The sequence below is a fragment of the Promicromonospora sp. NPDC023987 genome (genome assembly GCF_040639055.1).
Taxonomy (GTDB): domain Bacteria; phylum Actinomycetota; class Actinomycetes; order Actinomycetales; family Cellulomonadaceae; genus Promicromonospora.
In genome coordinates this window covers 38,365-55,161 of the sequence record NZ_JBEZZF010000002.1, presented here as the reverse complement: position 1 = coordinate 55,161, position 16,797 = coordinate 38,365, and the positions used below count along the sequence as shown (strand labels likewise).

Here is a 16,797-nt window from a genome sequence, read left to right as displayed (position 1 = left end):
CTGGCGGGACCCCTCAGCGCAGCGCGTCGGCGTCGTCGTGGTAGTCCGTGGCGACGGGCGGCAGGTGGCCGTCCGTCCCGTCGGCGTACTGGTCGTCGGTGTCCCGGTTCGTGCCGCCCCCGCCCCGCTCGGGTTCCGCCTGGTCGAAGACCTGCGGCGGCTGCTCGCCCCGGATGAGCGCGAGCGCCGACGGCAGCTCGTCCGCCAGCACGAGCACGTCGCGCGCCTTGGAGCCCTCGGAGGGCCCCACGATCTCGCGCGACTCCAGCAGGTCCATGAGGCGCCCCGCCTTGGCGAACCCCACGCGGAGCTTGCGCTGCAGCATGGACGTGGAGCCGAACTGGGTCGTCACCACGAGCTCCGTGGCCTGCAGCAGCAGGTCGAGGTCGTCGCCGATGTCCTCGTCGACCTGCTTCTTCGCGGCGGTCGGCGCGGCGACGTCCTCGCGGTACACGGGCTTGAGCTGGCTCTTGACGTGCTCGACGACCTCGTGCACCTCGGACTCGGTGACCCAGGCGCCCTGGACACGCATCGGCTTGGCGGCGCCCATGGGCAGGAAGAGCGCGTCGCCCTGGCCGATGAGCTTCTCGGCACCCGGCTGGTCGAGCACCACGCGGGAGTCGGTGACCGACGACGTCGCGAAGGCGAGCCGCGACGGCACGTTCGCCTTGATGAGACCCGTGACGACGTCGACGGACGGGCGCTGCGTCGCGAGCACGAGGTGGATGCCCGCCGCGCGCGCGAGCTGGGTGATGCGCTGGATCGAGGCCTCGACGTCGCGTGGGGCGACCATCATGAGGTCCGCGAGCTCGTCGACGACCACGAGGAGGTACGGGTAGGGCGCGATCTTGCGCTCGGAGCCCGCCGGCGGCTTGACCTTGCCGGCCCGGACCGCCGTGTTGAAGTCGTCGATGTGCTTGAACCCGTACATCGCCAGGTCGTCGTAGCGCGAGTCCATCTCGCGCACCACCCAGTCGAGGGCCTCGGCGGCCTTCTTCGGGCTGGTGATGATCGGGGTGATCAGGTGCGGGATGCCCTCGTAGATCGTGAGCTCGACGCGCTTGGGGTCCACCAGGATGAGGCGCACCTGCTCGGGCGTGGCGCGCATCAGGATCGAGGTGATCATCGAGTTGATGAAGCTCGACTTACCGGCGCCGGTGGCGCCCGCCACGAGGATGTGCGGCATCTTCGCGAGGTTCGCGACGACGTAGCCGCCCTCGACGTCCTTGCCGACGCCCATCACCATGGAGTGCTCGGTGCGCCGCGCGGCGCCCGAGCGGAGCACGTCGCCCAGCACGACGGTCTCGCGGTCCGTGTTCGGGATCTCGATACCGATGGCGGACTTGCCCGGGATGGGCGACAGGATGCGCACGTCCGCGCTCGCCACCGCGTAGGCGATGTTGTTGGACAGCGACGTGATGCGCTCGACCTTGGTCTTGGCCCCTACCTCGACCTCGTAGCGGGTGACCGTCGGACCGCGGCTGAAGCCGGTGACCTTCGCGTCGACGCCGAACTGCTCGAACACGCCGGTGAGCGACTCGACCACCCGGTCGTTGGCGGCAGAGCGGGCCTTGTGCGGCGGCCCCTGCACCAGCAGGTCCTCGTCCGGCAGCAGGTAGACCGTGTCGCCGTCGAGCATGGGCTGCACACCGCGCGGCATCGGTTCGCTGCCCTGGGGCGGCCCCAGTCCGTCCGACTTGCCGCGGTCGCCGTCGGGGCCGAGGACGCCCGGGCCGATGGCGGGTGCGCCGGTCACCTTGCCGGCTGACTCGCTGGTCGGGATGCGCTGCGTCATGAGCTTGCTCGCCTTCGCGGCGCGTTCGGCGGCCTCCACCTCGGCGGCCTTCTCGAAGGCCTCGTCGCCCGCGAACCCGGCCAGCCGCTCCTTCTCCGCCGCGATCTCCTGCTTGGTCCGGCGCTTGCGGCGCTTCGTGCCGGTGGCGGCGCCGTCGTGCGCCGACACGCCTTCGGCCAGCGCGAGCCCGTCCTTGTCCGTCGCCGCCGGCTCGCTGTGGTTGCCGGTGAGCCGGTCGTACAGGCCGCGCAGCCGTGCCGGGATCCGGTGCACCGGGGTCGCGGTCACGATGAGCACCCCGAAGAACCCGGCCAGGACGTACAGGGGGATCGCGAACCACTGCGTCAGACCGGTGACCACCGGGGTCGCGAACAGGAACCCGATGACACCGCCAGCGTCCTGCACCGGGGCGAAGCCCTCGGCGGGCGAGGGCAGGTCCGCGCTGATGTGCACGAGGGAGCACGTGGCGACGACCAGGAAGCTGAGCCCGATCGCCACCCGCCCGTTCTGCTGGGCGCGCTCGGGATGGCGCATGACCCGGACGGCGAGCCAGACGAGCAGCACGGGCAGGGCGACGCCCGCCACGCCGAACGTGCCGGCGACCACCGCGTGCACGCCGTCGCCGAATGCCCCGTCGATGCCCCACCACTCTCGCGCGGCGACGATCACCGCCACGGCGAGCAGCGCGAAGCCGACGCCGTCGCGCCGGTGGTCCGGTTCCAGTTCCTGCCCTCCCTGCTGCTCTGCCTTCTGCGCGCCCCCGTCGGACGGGTCCTGCGCCGTGCGCGGCCCCGCGGCACGGGTGGCCCCGCCCACGGCGTGCGCCATGCCCATCCACAGCCCCCGTAGCGCACGGACCGGCCACGGCGGGCGGGACGGCACGGACGCAGCCTTGGTGGCCGGGCGGGTGGTCCCCCGGCGCTTCGTCGATCTCGACGCTGCGGCCTTGGGCCTCGGGCGCTTCGCGCCCTGCCCGGATCCCTTCCCGGAGCTTCGCCGGGCCGACGTGCGGGTCGCCATGATGTCGCCACCGTAACCGGGGACGACGGCCGGGCCCAGGAACCCTCGCGGTGTGTCCCGGACCGGGCAGTCATCCGTCTTGTCGCGCTCCGCCCGTCCGCGCACGCCGAGCGGCCTGGCCCGAGCCGGGTCCGGTTCAGGCCAGGAGCAGGCCGAACGCCAGCGTCACCACACCCGCCGCCAGGAACGCAGCCCCGGCCGGAAGCAGCACGACGGCGCGGTTGGGCGTCGTCCGCCCCCGTCCCATCGCGGAGAAGAAGAATCCCGCCGGCATCAGGATCGCCGCGCAGAGCACGCCGGTGGCGGCCAGCCAGTGCGCGAACCCCGTCAGGTTCGTCGCCTCCGCCAGGAGCACGCAGAGCAGGCCGAGGATCACCAGCACGCCGGCGTGCGCGTGGCCCGCCCGGTAAAAGCTCTTCTGCAGGTCGGTGGTGACCAGCTTGCCGCCGAAGACCTTGAGCAGGAAGAACCCGCCCGACTCGACCCCTACGACGGTGAGCAGCACGACGCCCGCTGTGATGCGGGCCGGATCCGAGAGCTCGAGCACGACTTCCTCCTGGGCTGTGAGTGGTCCGATGTTTAGTAACACTGTTATCAAACAACGTTCGCAAACTCCCGTCAAGACTTCTAGACTCACGCCATGGCTCGACCACGACTGCACGACGACGCCCTGCGCACCCGGCTCCTCGACGTCACCTCGCGTGTGATCTCGTCCGACGGCGAGAGCGCCGTCACGGTGCGGAAGGTCGCCGGCGCTGCGGGGACCAGCGCCTCCGCGGTCTACGCGCTGTTCGGCTCGCGCGAGGCGCTGGTCGAGTCCGTCAGCGACGAGGGGTTCCGGCGCTTCGCCGAGCACCTGACCGCCGTCGGGCAGAGCGACGACCCTGGTGCGGACCTCCGGGCCCTCGGCGGGGCCTACCGGCGGTTCGCGCTGGCCGATCCGCACTTCTACCGGGTCATGTTCTACCGCGCCGTGTCGCCGACATCCGGCGATCCGGCGTCCGCGATCGAGGGCCCGACCTTCCGGGTGCTGTACGACGCCGTCGCCCGGGCGGTCCACGGCGCGCCGCCCGAGCACGTGCTGAGCGCCGCCGTCGGGCTCTGGGGGCTGGTGCACGGCCTGGTCTCGCTCGAGCTGGCGGGCCTGCTCCCCGGGGACGAGCACGAGCGCGCGGCGGCCTTCGAGCACGCCGCGGGAAGGGTCGGACCCGCGCTGCTCGGCCGCTGACGCGGCACGGGGTTTCGTCAGGCCGCTGCGGCCGCCCGCTCCGCGAGCTCGCGCTGGCCGGCGGTGATGTCCCGGATGATCCGGATCCAGAGGACCAGGGCGACGACCCCGGCCGCGGCCCCGATTCCTTCGACGACGGGCAGCGGCATATCGACCGTCAGCCGGAACGAGCCGGTGCCCGACGAACTAGAGAAGTTGAAGAAGAGGCTGAACACGAAGACCAGCCAGGCGGCCCACCAGGCACCGAGCGAGTGCTGCTGCCCTCGTACGCAACCGCGCCGGATGTCGGTGACGACCTGGAACGGGAACCACAGGCTCACGACGGGAACCACCCAGCCGAGCCACACCCAGACCGGGCCCCGCTCCTGGAGGATCTCCGGACGGGCGGCGACCGCGAAGGCGCGTGACGCGTGGAGCCACAGGCCGCCGACCACGAACCCACCGAGCGCCAGCGCCTGGGCGAGGCCGCTGAGCTGGCTGAAGGCCAGGTAGAACGGCGACCCGGCGGCCGCGGACACTCCCTCCTGGAGGATCCGGTCCGCCACCGGCCTCGCCGGGATCGACGCCACGAACACCAGGACCTGCGTCAGTGCCAGGCAGATCGCGACCACGACCGCCACCTGGGCGGCGCGGGCGGGGACCGGAGGTATCAGGGCCGGCGGCGGACCGCCGGCAGCCCACGGAACGGGCAAGGCCGGTACTGGGCCGAGCGGCTGGGGCTGCTGCTCCGGCGGACGGGGCTCGTACGGGTTCGGCTGGGACAACGTCGCCTCCTCGCGCGGTGTGCTGGGAACACTATCGGCCGCCGAGTCAGGCAAACGGGGGCATAGCGGGTGATTTCTGCGCGGGATCCTCTGGTGGTCAGGCACCTGCCGTGCGCCACGCCTCCACCTCGGCCAGGTGCACGTCCACGCGGTCCTGCGCGAGGAAGGACCCGCGGAACGACGCGGCCGCGAGACCCGCCCGCTGGTCCCTGGTGAGTCCGTAGGCCGCGGTCACGGCGTCGTCGACGTCGTCGACGTACGCGTCGAAGTACGGCGGGTCGTCGGAGTTGATGCTCACGAGCATGCCCGCCTCGATCATCGCGGGCAGCGGATGCTCGGCGAGGCTCGGGACCGCGCGCAGCCGCACGTTGGACACGGGGCACACGGTGAACGGGACCTCCTGCTCCACGACACGCGCGACGAGCCCCGGGTCCTGGACCACGGAGATGCCGTGGTCGATCCGCTCGGCGTGCAGGGCGTCGAGGGCCTCCCGGACGTTGGCGGCGGGCCCCTCCTCTCCCGCGTGCGCGGTCCGCCGCAGGCCGGCCAGCTCGGCGCGCGCGAACACGTCCTGGAACAGGCGGGGCGGGTAGCCGACCTCCGCGTTGTCCAGACCCACGCCGACGATCGGTGCGTCCATGGCGAGCAGCCGCTCCAGGACGTCGAGCGCCTCCGCGCTGTCCCGGTCACGGTGGAACGCGGCGATGAGCAGGGTCGAGATGCCGTGCTCGGCCTCGCTCCGCTCCAGGACCCGCGCGATGCCGCCTACGACGGCCTCCAGCGGCACCCCGCGCACGAGGTGCGCCTGCGGGTCGAAGCTGATCTCGGCGTGTCGCACCCCCGCCCGCGCGACCCGCGCCAGGTAGGCGCGGGTCAGGTCGGCGAAGTCGGCCTCGGTGCGCAGCACCGACATGCCCGCCGTGTACAGGTCGAGGAACGACTGCAGGTCCTCGAACTCGTAGGCCGCACGCAGGCTCGCCGGGTCGGGGTACGGCAGCCCGACGCCGTTGCGGGCCGCCAGCTCGAACGCCAGGTCCGGTTCCAGCGTGCCCTCGAGGTGTACGTGCAGCTCTGCTCGAGGAGGGCGGGACGACGGGAGGAGAGCAGCCATACGGGCAGGTTAACGTGCCCTCGATCAGGCGAAACCTGCGGCCTTCTCCTGAGCTCGTGTGATCTCGCGGACGATCCGGACCCACCAGGCGAACGCGACGGTCAACGCCGCCACCGCGACGGACCGGACGAGGATCTCCGCGTCGGCGGAGGACGAGGCCAGCACCCGCAGGCCCGACAGGAGCCAGAAGGACCACCACAGGCCGAGCACGACTCGGCGTCCGCCGTCCGGGACCACGGCGCGGCGGACGTCGCGGACCACGCCGTAGGGGATCCACAGGAGGGCTACCGGCACCCACCAGCCGAACCATGTCCAGGCCGGGCCGTGCGCGAACCGCGCTGCGGGGTTCGCGGCCTCGGCGAACCTGCGGCTGGCCCGCAGCCAGACGCAGGCGGCCACGAAGGCGGCCAGCCCGAACAGGAGCGTCACCGTGTCGCCGTTGGGGTCGAACCGGACACCCAGGCCGATCTCGATGCCCGCGGCGGCCCCGCCCCTGCCGCCGGTGACGAGCAGGATCGCCAGCTCGGCGAACTCGACGAAGAGCAGGCAGCAAGCGGCGACGATCGTCCCGACGGCCAGCCCGGCAGGGGGCTCGGGCAAGGGCTTGCTCGGCAGGCGCCGCCGTGCGGGCGGATAGGCCTCGTCGACGGCCACCTGATGCTGCGGCGCGGTGTCGACACGTTGCCCGGTGGTGACCGGGTACTGGCCGGTGCGATGCTCGGGGTACTGCGGTTCGGCGTACGGGGACTGCGGGTGCGCAGGGCTGCCCAGCTGCTCGGGGTAGGGCGGCCGGTCCTGCTGGCCGGGCCCTGACCAGGACGCAGCGTTCTGGTGGGGAATACGCGGATCGGACATCAATGGCCTCCGGTGTGTTCCCGACACCGTACTCACACCGCTATGTCCGGTAGCCACCAATTGCGGGTGAACCGCGACGTCCGCAACCAGGTCGCCGTCTGACCGGAGCACCGGTCGGACGGCGAACCAGCGTGCGTGGCGCGCCGCGGTCAGCGGCGCGCCACGTCCGGGTGCGGCACCTCTCGGTAGAGCCGGACGGAGGCGAGCAGCAGCCAGGCGAACCCGACGACCACGGCCGCCCAGATGCCGGCCATCCCGGCGGGGCCCAGAGCCGCCCCACCGACGAAGCCCACGAGGATCACGACGGCGGCGACGCGCGACCAGAGCGCCCCGGTGCGCTCGCCGTGCCGGGTCAGCCACCCGCCGAGCAGGAACGCCGCCACGGCGAACGCGACGAACCCGATACCGCCGAACGCGAGGTGCAGCAGGCCCGCGACGCTCGGTGTGGTGGCCCCGTCCTGCCCCGGCGGGAAGCCGGGCATCGGGTCGGGCGGGAAGATCGCGCTCGCCACCATCGCCAGACCGTAGATGCCCACCCCGATCCCGGTACCGCGGGCGGTCGCCCGTGCCATCCCCAGGCCGGCGACGAAGACCATCACGCCGCTCAGGGCCAGGTTGGTGGTCTGCATCCAGCCGCCGTCGCCCAGCATGAGCGCGCTGAGCGGGTGCCGCGCGAGGTCGAACCCCTCGCGGGTGAGCAACAGGACCAGCCCGACGACCAGGTAGAACGGCCCCGCGACCACGCCCCAGCCGAGCATCGACCGCGTCACCGCGGCCGCCATGTCGAACTCCGTGTCCTGTTCCATCGTGTCCTCCGGACCCGTCACGCCGGCCCGACGCCGACGTCCTGTCCGATAGACGACGGACCGCCCGAGAACTGAGCGCCGTGCGGCCCGTGGGCTATCCGGCAGACCGGGTGACGCGCTCCAGCAGCGTCATGAGCTGCCGCAGCTCGCTCCCGTCGAGCACTGCCAGCGGGGTCTTCTCCAGGGCCACGCGCACCAGCTCGGCGCGCACCTCGCGTCCCTTGGCCGTCAGGACCAGGACGCGGGACCGTCGGTCGTCCGGGTCCACCGCACGCTCCGCCAGGCCCCGGTCGACGAGCTGGTTGCTGATGAACGTCAGGTTGGGCGCGTTGCAGTACAGCCGCTCGGCCATCACCTTCATCGACGGAGGCTTCTCGTCGGGATCGATCACCCACAGCGCCTGGAACGTCGCCGGCGTCATCTGGTGCTCGGCCAGCGACGGCCCGAGCAGGTCGTTCGTCCGCATCCAGATGTCGTGGGTCGCCGCGACCACCGCGGTGAGCTCTGGCGTGGTCATTCCCGCATCCTACCGATAGTTCGAGTCTCGAAGTAGTCGTGCTACGTTCGTGGCTCAATACTTCGAGACTCGAAACAATGGAGGACCTTGTGAGCGACGACTATCGCGGCGTCACAGTGCTCGTCACCGGCGCGTCGAAAGGGCTAGGGCGGGCCTACGCGCTGGAGCTGGCCCGCCGAGGAGCGCGGCTGATCCTGCTGGCCCGCTCGGAAGAACCGCTGCGGGAGCTCGTCGCCGAGATCAGGGAACGGCACGGCGGCCCGGACGCCGAGGTGATCGTCGGCGACCTCTCGGCTCCCGACGGGCCCGAGCGGATCCTGCGGCAGCTGCGCGACCGCCGTCTGACCGTCGACCTGCTGCTCAACAACGCGGGCGCCGGCAGCGTGGGCCCGTTCCTCGGCCGCCCCCTCGGGCCCCAGCTGAGCACGGTCGGGCTCAACATCGGCGGACTCCTCGCCCTGACGCATGCGATCGGGGCCGAGCTGGTCGCTCGCGGCTCGGGCGGCATCATCAACGTCTCGTCGACCGCCGCGTTCCAGCCCATGCCCTACCAGGCCAGCTACGCCGCGACCAAGGCGTTCGTGCTCTCCTTCACCGAGTCGCTGGCCGAGGAGCTACGGGGAACCGGGGTACACGTCATGGCCGCGCATCCCGGTGCGATCGCTACCGGCTTCTTCGACGGGACCACGGCCACCATCGATGCCCGGGCAGCCGACACGCCGGAGCGGGTCGCGGCCCACACGCTGGACGACTACGCCCGGCGGCGCGCCGTCTCCTACCCCGGCCGGGCGGTGAACCGTGCGATGACCTGGCCGGCGAGGCTCCTGCCGCGCACCGCCGCCGTGCGGATCGCCGGAGCGCTCAATCGCCGGCTGCGCCTGGACGAGGTCGTCGACCAGGCTTGACGATCTCGGCCGACGAGAACGGGGTTATGTGTCTGATCGGGCCGATCAGACACATAACCCCGTTCTCAACGGTCCTCCAGCCCGACCGGACCGGTCAGGCCTCCACGACCACCGGGACGATCATCGGCTTGCGGCGCAGCCGCGTCGCCACGTAGCGACCGATGGTGCGGCGCATGATCTGCTGGAGCTGGTGCGTGTCGGTCGCCCCGCCCGCGATCGCGTTCTCGAGCGCCGCGGTGACCTCTGGCATGACCTTGTCGAACACCGAGGCGTCCTCGGCCATGCCGCGGGCCAGCACCTGCGGCGGCGCGAGCACCTTGCCCGTGGCGGTGTCGATGACCGCGAAGACGGACACGAAGCCCTCCTGGCCCAGGACCACGCGGTCCTTGAGCTCGGCCTCGGTGATCTCGCCGACCGACGATCCGTCGACGTACACGTAGCCGCAGGGCACCGCGCCGACCACGGAGGCCTTGCCGTCCACTAGGTCCACGACCACGCCGTCCTCGGCGAGCACCACGTGGTCGGCGGGTACACCGGTCTTGACCGCGAGCGCCGCGTTGGCCACGAGGTGGCGCACCTCGCCGTGCACCGGCATGACGTTCTTGGGCTTGAGGATGTTGTAGCAGTACATGAGCTCGCCGGCGGACGCGTGCCCGGAGACGTGCACCTTCGCGTTACCTCCGTGCACGACACGTGCGCCGAGGCGGGTGAGCCCGTTGATGATGCGGAACACGGCGTTCTCGTTGCCCGGGATGAGCGACGAGGCGAGGATCACGGTGTCGCCGAACTCGACCTGCACCTTGTGGTCGCCGTTGGCCATGCGGGAGAGTGCCGCCATCGGCTCGCCCTGGGAGCCCGTGGACATGTAGACGATCTGGTCGTCCGGCAGCGAGTCGGCCTTCTTGAGGTCGATCAGCACGCCGGGCGGCACGTCGAGGTAGCCGAGGTCTGCGGCGATGCCCATGTTGCGCACCATGGAGCGGCCCACGAGGGCGACGCGGCGGCCGTGGGCGTGCGCGGCGCGCAGCACCTGCTGCACGCGGTGCACGTGGGACGAGAAGGACGCGACGATGATCCGCTTGTCCGCGTGGGCGAACACGTCGTCCAGCACCGGGCCGATCTCGGCCTCGGGCGTCACGAAGCCGGGCACCTCCGCGTTGGTGGAGTCCACCATGAAGAGGTCGACCCCCTTCTCGCCGAGGCGGGCGAAGGCGCGCAGGTCGGTGATGCGGCCGTCGAGCGGCAGCTGGTCCATCTTGAAGTCACCGGTGTGCAGGACGGTGCCGGCGGCGGTGGTGACCGCGACGGCGAGCGCGTCCGGGATGGAGTGGTTGACCGCGACGAACTCGCAGTCGAAGGCGCCGAGCTTCTCGCGCTGCCCTTCCTTCACCTCGAGGGTGTAGGGCTTGATGCGGTGCTCCTTGAGCTTCGCCTCGATGAATGCGAGCGTGAGACGCGAGCCGACCAGCGGGATGTCCTTGCGGAGCCGCAGCAGGTAGGGCACGGCACCGATGTGGTCCTCGTGGCCGTGCGTCAGCACGATCGCCTCGATGTCGTCGAGGCGATCCTTGATGTAGTCGAAGTCCGGCAGGATCAGGTCCACGCCGGGCTGGTTGTCCTCGGGGAAGAGGACACCGCAGTCGATGATGAGCAGCTTGCCGGCATGCTCGAGGACCGCCATGTTGCGTCCCACCTCGCCCAGGCCGCCGAGGGCGACCACGCGCAGTCCGCCTTCGGGCAGTGCGGGGGGCAGGGACAGTTCAGGGTGAGGGTGGCTCACTTGGCCTCCAAGGCCTCGTTACGTACAGAGAAAGTCTTTAACGGGGGGTGGCGATCGCCGGGTGCCCGATGACCGCAGTGGCGTCCTCGGGGAGCTCCGGCGGCGACATCGGATGCGCGCTCGCGGGGATCACGCCGCCCGCGACCAGGACGGCGCGCAGGTGGGCCACCTCGTGGTCGGTGGCGGCGACGTTGGGCAGCCGCAGCGTCCGGTGCTCCAGGACCCCCTGCGCCTGCAGGGCGGCCTTGGTCATCACGGCCTGCGCGCCGGCGCCGTTGAGCGCGTTGATGATCGGCACCGTGGTCCGGAACACCGTGAGCGCACCGGCGTGGTCACCGGCGTCCCACAGCCGCACGACCTCGGCGAACTTCCGCCCGACCAGGTGCGCGGACACCGACACGATGCCGGCTCCACCCACGCTCAGGGAGGGCAGCAGCAGCCCGTCGTCGCCGGAGTACCAGGCGAGACCGGTGGCCTCGATGAGCTGCTCCGCCGACCAGACGTCGCCGGTGGCGTCCTTGTTGGCCACGACCAGGGGGTGCTCGGCGATGCGCGCGAACGTCTCGGGCGCGATGCGCACCCCGGACCGGCCGGGGATGTCGTACAGCATGACGGGCAGCTCTGTGGAGTCGGCCACGGCCGCGAAGTGCTGGTACAGCCCTTCCTGCGTGGGCCGCGAGTAGTACGGCGACACGACCAGCAGCCCGTCGGCGCCGGCGTCCGCGGCCTGCGTGGCCATCCGGATCGCGTGCGCCGTGTCGTTCGACCCGGCACCGGCCAGGACCGCGGCCCGGTCGCCCACCGCCTCGACGACGGCGGCGACGAGCTCCACCTTCTCGGGCGTGTGCGTCACCGGGGACTCGCCGGTCGTGCCGGACAGGACGAGGCCGTCGTTCCCGTCGTCGACGAGCTTCTTCGCCAGCTTGGCCGCCGCTTTCAGGTCGATGGCGCCGTCGGGCGTCATCGGGGTGACCATCGCGGTCAGGACCGCGCCGAACGGGCGCGCGGAGGCAGCGGGAAGAACCATAGGCCTACCGTACCGTTTACCGCCCCGTCACCGGGCTCGTGCTCGCCGGTCCGGCAGGGTCCTGGCCGGGGTCGCGGACCGCTCCGAGAAGCCGCTCCAGCCGCCCGACGGCGTCGGCGAGCCGTTCGCCGGTCAGCCGGAGCACGCCCGGCCGCAGGGCCACCTCGCGCAGGCCCGTCGCGTAGTCCGCGAGCGCCGCCGGGCCGAGGTCGCGCCGTTGGGGTGCGTCGTCCGCGGCCAGGCGCGCCGCCACCAGAGCGTCCGGCGTCTCCACCAGGACGTGGACGAACCGCGCGCCCGCCGTGGCCGCGGCGTCCGCGAAGCGCGACACCTGGTCGGCGCGCGCCACGAGCTGCGGCACGACGACGTCGCGCCCGCCCCGCAGGTGCTCGACCGCCATGGCGAGCCCGAGCGCCCGGGCCGGCTCCGCCGTGTCCGGCGCGGCGCCGCTGATCAGCGACCGGACCACGTCGATGTCAAGGTTCAGCGTTCCGGGGTGCCGCGCCGACCAGGCCGCCGCGACCGTGGACTTGCCCACGCCAGGCAGCCCGTTGAGCAGGACCAGCCGCGGCCCGTGCGGCCGTTCGGCTCCCCCGGGCGCGACACACCCCTGCCCCCGCGTCATCGTTCGACCAGCACGCCGTCCTCGTCCGCGTACACCATCGCGCCCGGCCGGAACACGACGCCGCCGATCTCCACCGCCTCGTCCACCACGCCGGCGCCCGCCTTCGACGACTTGCGGGGGTTGGTCCCGAGCGCCTTCACGCCGAGCCGCAGCTCGCCGATCGCCGTGGAGTCCCGGATCGCACCGTGGACGATCGCGCCGGCCCAGCCGTTCTCGACCGCCGCGGCGGCGATGAGGTCGCCCAGCAGGGCGCTGCGGAGCGATCCGCCGCCGTCGACCACCAGGACCGCCCCCTCGCCCGGTGTCCGCGTGATCGCCTTGACCAGGCCGTTGTCCTCGTGGCACCGCACCGTCCGCACCGGGCCGGAGAAGGCACGGGTCCCGCCGAAGTCGCGCAGCTGCAGAGCGAGCGAGGCCAGCGCCTCCCCGTGCTGGTCGTACAGGTCGGCCGTCGCCGTCATGGTGATCCCCCGTCTCGTTGGCGTGCGCCAGACGATACTCGGTCGCGGGTCAGCCCCCGTGCGCCGGTTGCGCGGACATGGATACTCGGATTATGACGGCGACGACGCTCTCCCCCGCACTTGTGGCACACCTGCCCACCGGCCTCCTCGTCGACGGGCACTGGGGCCCCGTCGCGGGCGGAGCCACGTTCGAGGTCACCGACCCGGCGACCGCCGAGCCCATCTTCGACGTCTCCGACGCCACGCCTGCCGACGCCGTCCGCGCCCTCGACGCCGCGCACGCCGCCGCACCCGCCTGGCGCGCCGTGCCGCCCCGCGAACGTTCCGACCTGCTGCGGGCCGTCTTCGAGCGCCTCATCGCGCGCGCCGGCGACATCGCGGCGCTCATCACCGCCGAGGCGGGCAAGCCGCTGGCCGAGGCCCGTGCCGAGGTCGTCTACGGCGCCGAGTTCCTGCGCTGGTTCGCCGAGCAGGCGGTGCGGGCGGACGGCCTGGTGCGCACGGCGCCGTCGGGCACCAACAAGCAGTACGTGAGCCGCCGGCCGGTCGGCCCGACCCTGCTGATCACCCCCTGGAACTTCCCCATCGCCATGGCGACCCGCAAGATCGCCCCGGCGCTCGCCGCCGGGTGCACCGTGGTGATCAAGCCCGCCTCGCTGACGCCGATGACCACCCTCCTGGTCGCGGAGATCATCCGCTCCGAGGCTGAGTCGCGCGGGCTGCCGGCGGGCATCGTCAACGTGGTCCCGACCTCGCGGTCGGGCCCCGTGACAGAGCCCCTGTTCGCGGACCCCCGGCTGCGCAAGGTCTCGTTCACCGGCTCGACCCGGGTGGGCTCCGTCCTGCTCGAGCAGGCCGCGAAGAACGTCCTGCGCAGCTCGATGGAGCTGGGCGGCAACGCGCCGTTCGTCGTGTTCGAGGACGCGGACGTCGACGCCGCCGTCGAGGGCGCGCTGATCGCGAAGCTGCGCAACTCCGGCCAGTCCTGCGTGGCCGCCAACCGCTTCCTGGTGCACGACGCCGTCGCGCACACCTTCGCGGAGAAGCTCGCCACGGCAGTGGGCGCCAAGGTCACCGGTCCGGGCACCCAGCCGGGCGCCGAGGTAGGGCCGCTCATCAACGAGTCGGCTGTGGAGAAGGTGACCGGCCTGGTGGACGACGCCGTCGCCCACGGCGCCCAGGTCCTCACCGGGGGCGGGCGGCTCGACCGCCCGGGCCACTTCTTCGAGCCGACGGTGCTCACCGGCATCAGCGGCGACGCGCGGATCGTGACGGAGGAGATCTTCGGTCCGGTCGCCCCGATCGTCGCCTTCGGGTCCGACGACGAGGCCTACGAGCTCGCCAACGGCACCCCGTTCGGCCTGGCGGCGTACGCGTACACGACCTCGCTGGCCCGGGCGCAGCGCGCCATGGACGAGATCGAGGCCGGGATGATCGGCATCAACCGAGGGCTGGTGTCCGACGCGAGCGCGCCGTTCGGCGGGGTCAAGGCCTCCGGGCTGGGCCGCGAGGGCGGCGAGGCGGGCATGGAGGAGTACCAGGAGACGGTGTACGTCGCGATGTGAGCCCCGTCCGGACGGCGGGCGCCGCACCGGACCCGCCCCGCGACGACGTAGCCTCACGACGTGAACGTCCTGTCCAGCAACCCGGCGGCGCGCGCCGCCGTCCGCCAGGGTGTGAGCGTCTCGGTGGCGACCGGCCTGTACGGCATCTCCTTCGGCGCGCTGTCGGTGGCCGCCGGTCTCGGTCTGGGCCCCACCATGGCCCTGAGCCTGCTCATGTTCTCCGGCGGGTCGCAGTTCGCCCTCGTCGGTGTCATCGGCGCCGCGGGCACCCCGGTCGCGGCAGTCGCCACGGCTGCCCTGCTCGGCCTGCGCAACACCCTGTACGGCGCGGTGGTCTCGCCGCTGCTCCAGGTGCGCGGCTGGCGCCGTCTCGCCGCCGCCCACCTCACCATCGACGAGTCGACGGCGGTCGCCGCCGCGCAGCCAGAACCGGCCGCGTCCCGGATCGGGTTCTGGGTCACTGGCGTCGGCGTCTTCGTGCTCTGGAACGCGTTCGTGCTCCTCGGTGCGCTCGCCGGCGACGCGCTCGGCGACCCGCGCGCCTGGGGGCTCGACGCCGCCGCGGCCGCCGCGTTCCTCGCCCTCGTCTGGCCGCGGCTCGCGCCCCGCCGCGCCCAGCTCGTCGCCGGGCTCGCCGTCGTGGCCACCGCAGCGCTGATCCCCTTCGTGCCCCCGGGCATCCCGGTGCTCGCCGCGGCGGCCGTGGCCGTCGTCGTCGGACTGGTCACCCCGGCCGGCCCGGGAACCGTCGTGGCGCCCGAGAAGGAGACCGTCCCATGACCACCACAGTGCTCTGGGTCACCGTGCTCGTCGCGTCGCTGGCCTGCTACGCCCTCAAGCTCGGCGGGCACCTGGTCCCCCGCACCTGGCTCGCGTCCGAGCGCGTCTCGCGGATCACCACCCTCGTGACCGTGGCGCTCCTCGTCTCCCTCGTGGTGGTCCAGGGCTTCGCCGACGGGCGCACCCTGACCGTGGACGCGCGCCTCCCCGCACTCGCGGTCGCCGCCCTGGCCCTCGCCCTGCGCGCACCGTTCATCCTCGTGGTGGTGCTCGCCGCCGGCACGGCCGCCGGCCTGCGCGCCCTCGGCTGGGGCTGACCGAGTGACCATGTACCTGCTGCCAAGAACCCGTCTTGTCTGGCAGCAGGTACATGGTCACTCGGGCGGCGGCACCGGCAGCTAGGGTGACCGGGTGGCACTGTTTCGCGAGACCGCCGACGTTTCCGTCCGCCCTGCCGTCGCCGGTGACGAGTCCGCCGTGACCGCCGTCCAGGTGGCCGCCTGGCGCGCCACCGGCGTCCTGGGCGAGGGGGTGATCGCCGCGCTCGACGTCCCGGCCATGCGCGGCCGGTGGTCGTCGGCGATCACCTCGCCGCCCGGCCCGGGCTTCGCGGTGTTCGTCGCGCTCGACGGGCCCGACGTCGTGGGCTTCGCCGCCGTCTCCCCCGGCCAGGTGCTGTCGCTCGAGGTGCTGCCCGAGGCACAGCGCGCGGGACACGGCTCCCGCCTCCTGGCGGCCGCCGTCGACCGCCTCCGCGCGGACGGGTCCGAGACCGTGACCACCTGGTCGCTCGTGGACGACACGGCGCGCGCCGCCTTCCTCGAGGCCAGCGGCCTCGGGGAGGACGGCCGGAGCCGCACGCTGGCGACGGGCGTCCGCGAGGTCGTCGAGCACCGGTGGTCCGCCCAGATCTGACGACGGGCCAGATCTGACGACGGCCCGGCCCCGTCCGGGCCGCCACCTGCGCACAGCGGACCCCAGGTTTCACGCCCGCGTGACAGTCCCGTGACACGGCCTTGCGACCATCAGCACCATGGGAATCCGCACGGAGTACTTCGCCGCACCCACCGACGAGGTGGCGGCGACGGCGCTCCACACCTCCGGTGGGCCGGCCGAGACCGACCAGCACACCGGCCTGCCCCACTTCGACACCGTCGCGGTGACGGCGGTGGACCCGTTCGTCATGCTCGGCGGGCTCGCGGGCGTGCTGTCCGGTCGCCCGTACGGTGAGGTCACGGCGCACCCCCGGCACGGCACCCTGGTCGGCAGCGGAGGCGACGAGGGGCCGTGGATAGTGACCGTCTCGCAGGACCTCGCCGACGACCTCGCCTCCGCCGGGCCCGTTCGCCTGGCCGAGGCGGCACGCGTGTGGTCCACCACCACGACACCATCGGTGCCGGCGCGCAGGCTCACCGCCACGCTGCTCCCCCTGGCGGCGCTCGCGGCGCGTGCGGCGGACCTGGGGCACGGGCTGTACTGCTGGACGAGCCTCACCGACTGATGGCGCCGCGTGCGCGCACGCCATCGTCCACGAAGGACGCCATGATCCACCGTTCGA

18 protein-coding genes are annotated in these 16,797 nt (G+C 72.6%); 7 read left to right on the top strand and 11 right to left on the bottom strand.

The window, feature by feature from the left end:
• Positions 1-13: 13 nt before the first annotated feature.
• Both AB0F40_RS01670 and AB0F40_RS01665 read right to left on the bottom strand, forming a co-directional pair.
• Positions 14-2,623: a DNA translocase FtsK 4TM domain-containing protein gene (locus tag AB0F40_RS01670; protein WP_357463553.1), complete on the bottom strand. Its 2,610-nt coding sequence runs from the start codon at positions 2,621-2,623 to the stop codon at positions 14-16.
• Positions 2,624-2,951: 328 nt separating this feature from the next.
• A complete protein-coding gene (locus AB0F40_RS01665; RefSeq protein ID WP_357463154.1) occupies positions 2,952-3,362 on the bottom strand; it encodes a hypothetical protein in 411 nt (136 codons plus the stop codon).
• 93 nt (positions 3,363-3,455) lie between these two features.
• Between AB0F40_RS01665 and AB0F40_RS01660 the strand changes: the two genes are divergently transcribed.
• Complete coding sequence (locus AB0F40_RS01660) at positions 3,456-4,043, top strand: TetR-like C-terminal domain-containing protein (RefSeq protein WP_357463151.1); 588 nt, start codon at positions 3,456-3,458, stop codon at positions 4,041-4,043.
• 17 nt (positions 4,044-4,060) lie between these two features.
• Here the strand turns inward: AB0F40_RS01660 and AB0F40_RS01655 are convergent, their stop codons facing one another.
• The 5 genes from AB0F40_RS01655 to AB0F40_RS01635 form a co-directional block, all read right to left on the bottom strand.
• Entirely contained in the window at positions 4,061-4,807 is a 747-nt protein-coding gene (locus AB0F40_RS01655) for a DUF4328 domain-containing protein (RefSeq protein ID WP_357463148.1), read from the bottom strand.
• Positions 4,808-4,904: 97 nt separating this feature from the next.
• Positions 4,905-5,918 (bottom strand): adenosine deaminase, encoded by a 1,014-nt coding sequence (gene add, locus AB0F40_RS01650; protein ID WP_357463145.1) that lies wholly within the window; start codon positions 5,916-5,918, stop codon positions 4,905-4,907.
• A 24-nt stretch (positions 5,919-5,942) separates the two neighbouring features.
• Positions 5,943-6,773 carry a DUF4328 domain-containing protein gene (locus AB0F40_RS01645; protein WP_357463142.1) on the bottom strand — a complete coding sequence of 277 codons (831 nt, stop codon included), beginning with the start codon at positions 6,771-6,773 and terminating at the stop codon, positions 5,943-5,945.
• Positions 6,774-6,922: 149 nt separating this feature from the next.
• A complete protein-coding gene (locus AB0F40_RS01640) occupies positions 6,923-7,579 on the bottom strand; it encodes a DUF998 domain-containing protein (protein ID WP_357463139.1) in 657 nt (218 codons plus the stop codon).
• A gap of 94 nt (positions 7,580-7,673) precedes the next feature.
• Positions 7,674-8,096 (bottom strand): MarR family winged helix-turn-helix transcriptional regulator, encoded by a 423-nt coding sequence (locus AB0F40_RS01635; RefSeq protein WP_357463136.1) that lies wholly within the window; start codon positions 8,094-8,096, stop codon positions 7,674-7,676.
• Between the two features lie 89 nt (positions 8,097-8,185).
• Between AB0F40_RS01635 and AB0F40_RS01630 the strand changes: the two genes are divergently transcribed.
• Complete coding sequence (locus AB0F40_RS01630; protein WP_357463133.1) at positions 8,186-9,001, top strand: SDR family oxidoreductase; 816 nt, start codon at positions 8,186-8,188, stop codon at positions 8,999-9,001.
• A gap of 94 nt (positions 9,002-9,095) precedes the next feature.
• Here the strand turns inward: AB0F40_RS01630 and AB0F40_RS01625 are convergent, their stop codons facing one another.
• The 4 genes from AB0F40_RS01625 to rraA are packed head-to-tail and all read right to left on the bottom strand — an operon-like array spanning position 9,096 to position 12,894.
• A complete protein-coding gene (locus tag AB0F40_RS01625; RefSeq protein ID WP_357463130.1) occupies positions 9,096-10,781 on the bottom strand; it encodes a ribonuclease J in 1,686 nt (561 codons plus the stop codon).
• 37 nt (positions 10,782-10,818) lie between these two features.
• Complete coding sequence (dapA, locus tag AB0F40_RS01620; protein WP_357463127.1) at positions 10,819-11,808, bottom strand: 4-hydroxy-tetrahydrodipicolinate synthase; 990 nt, start codon at positions 11,806-11,808, stop codon at positions 10,819-10,821.
• Positions 11,809-11,824: 16 nt separating this feature from the next.
• Complete coding sequence (locus tag AB0F40_RS01615) at positions 11,825-12,433, bottom strand: AAA family ATPase (protein WP_357463124.1); 609 nt, start codon at positions 12,431-12,433, stop codon at positions 11,825-11,827.
• Complete coding sequence (rraA, locus tag AB0F40_RS01610) at positions 12,430-12,894, bottom strand: ribonuclease E activity regulator RraA (protein ID WP_357463121.1); 465 nt, start codon at positions 12,892-12,894, stop codon at positions 12,430-12,432. The genes AB0F40_RS01615 and rraA overlap by 4 nt, the downstream gene beginning before the upstream one ends.
• A 92-nt stretch (positions 12,895-12,986) precedes the next feature.
• Here rraA and AB0F40_RS01605 point away from each other — a divergent pair, with 92 nt between their 5' ends.
• The 5 genes from AB0F40_RS01605 (at position 12,987) to AB0F40_RS01585 (ending at position 16,740) form a co-directional block, all read left to right on the top strand.
• Entirely contained in the window at positions 12,987-14,459 is a 1,473-nt protein-coding gene (locus tag AB0F40_RS01605; RefSeq protein ID WP_357463118.1) for an NAD-dependent succinate-semialdehyde dehydrogenase, read from the top strand.
• 60 nt (positions 14,460-14,519) lie between these two features.
• Positions 14,520-15,239 (top strand): AzlC family ABC transporter permease, encoded by a 720-nt coding sequence (locus AB0F40_RS01600; protein ID WP_357463115.1) that lies wholly within the window; start codon positions 14,520-14,522, stop codon positions 15,237-15,239.
• Positions 15,236-15,556: an AzlD domain-containing protein gene (locus tag AB0F40_RS01595; RefSeq protein WP_357463112.1), complete on the top strand. Its 321-nt coding sequence runs from the start codon at positions 15,236-15,238 to the stop codon at positions 15,554-15,556. The genes AB0F40_RS01600 and AB0F40_RS01595 overlap by 4 nt, the downstream gene beginning before the upstream one ends.
• A gap of 94 nt (positions 15,557-15,650) precedes the next feature.
• A complete protein-coding gene (locus tag AB0F40_RS01590; protein WP_357463109.1) occupies positions 15,651-16,154 on the top strand; it encodes a GNAT family N-acetyltransferase in 504 nt (167 codons plus the stop codon).
• Between the two features lie 118 nt (positions 16,155-16,272).
• Positions 16,273-16,740, top strand: a complete 468-nt coding sequence (locus AB0F40_RS01585; protein ID WP_357463106.1) for a hypothetical protein — start codon at positions 16,273-16,275, stop codon at positions 16,738-16,740.
• Positions 16,741-16,797 lie beyond the last annotated feature (57 nt).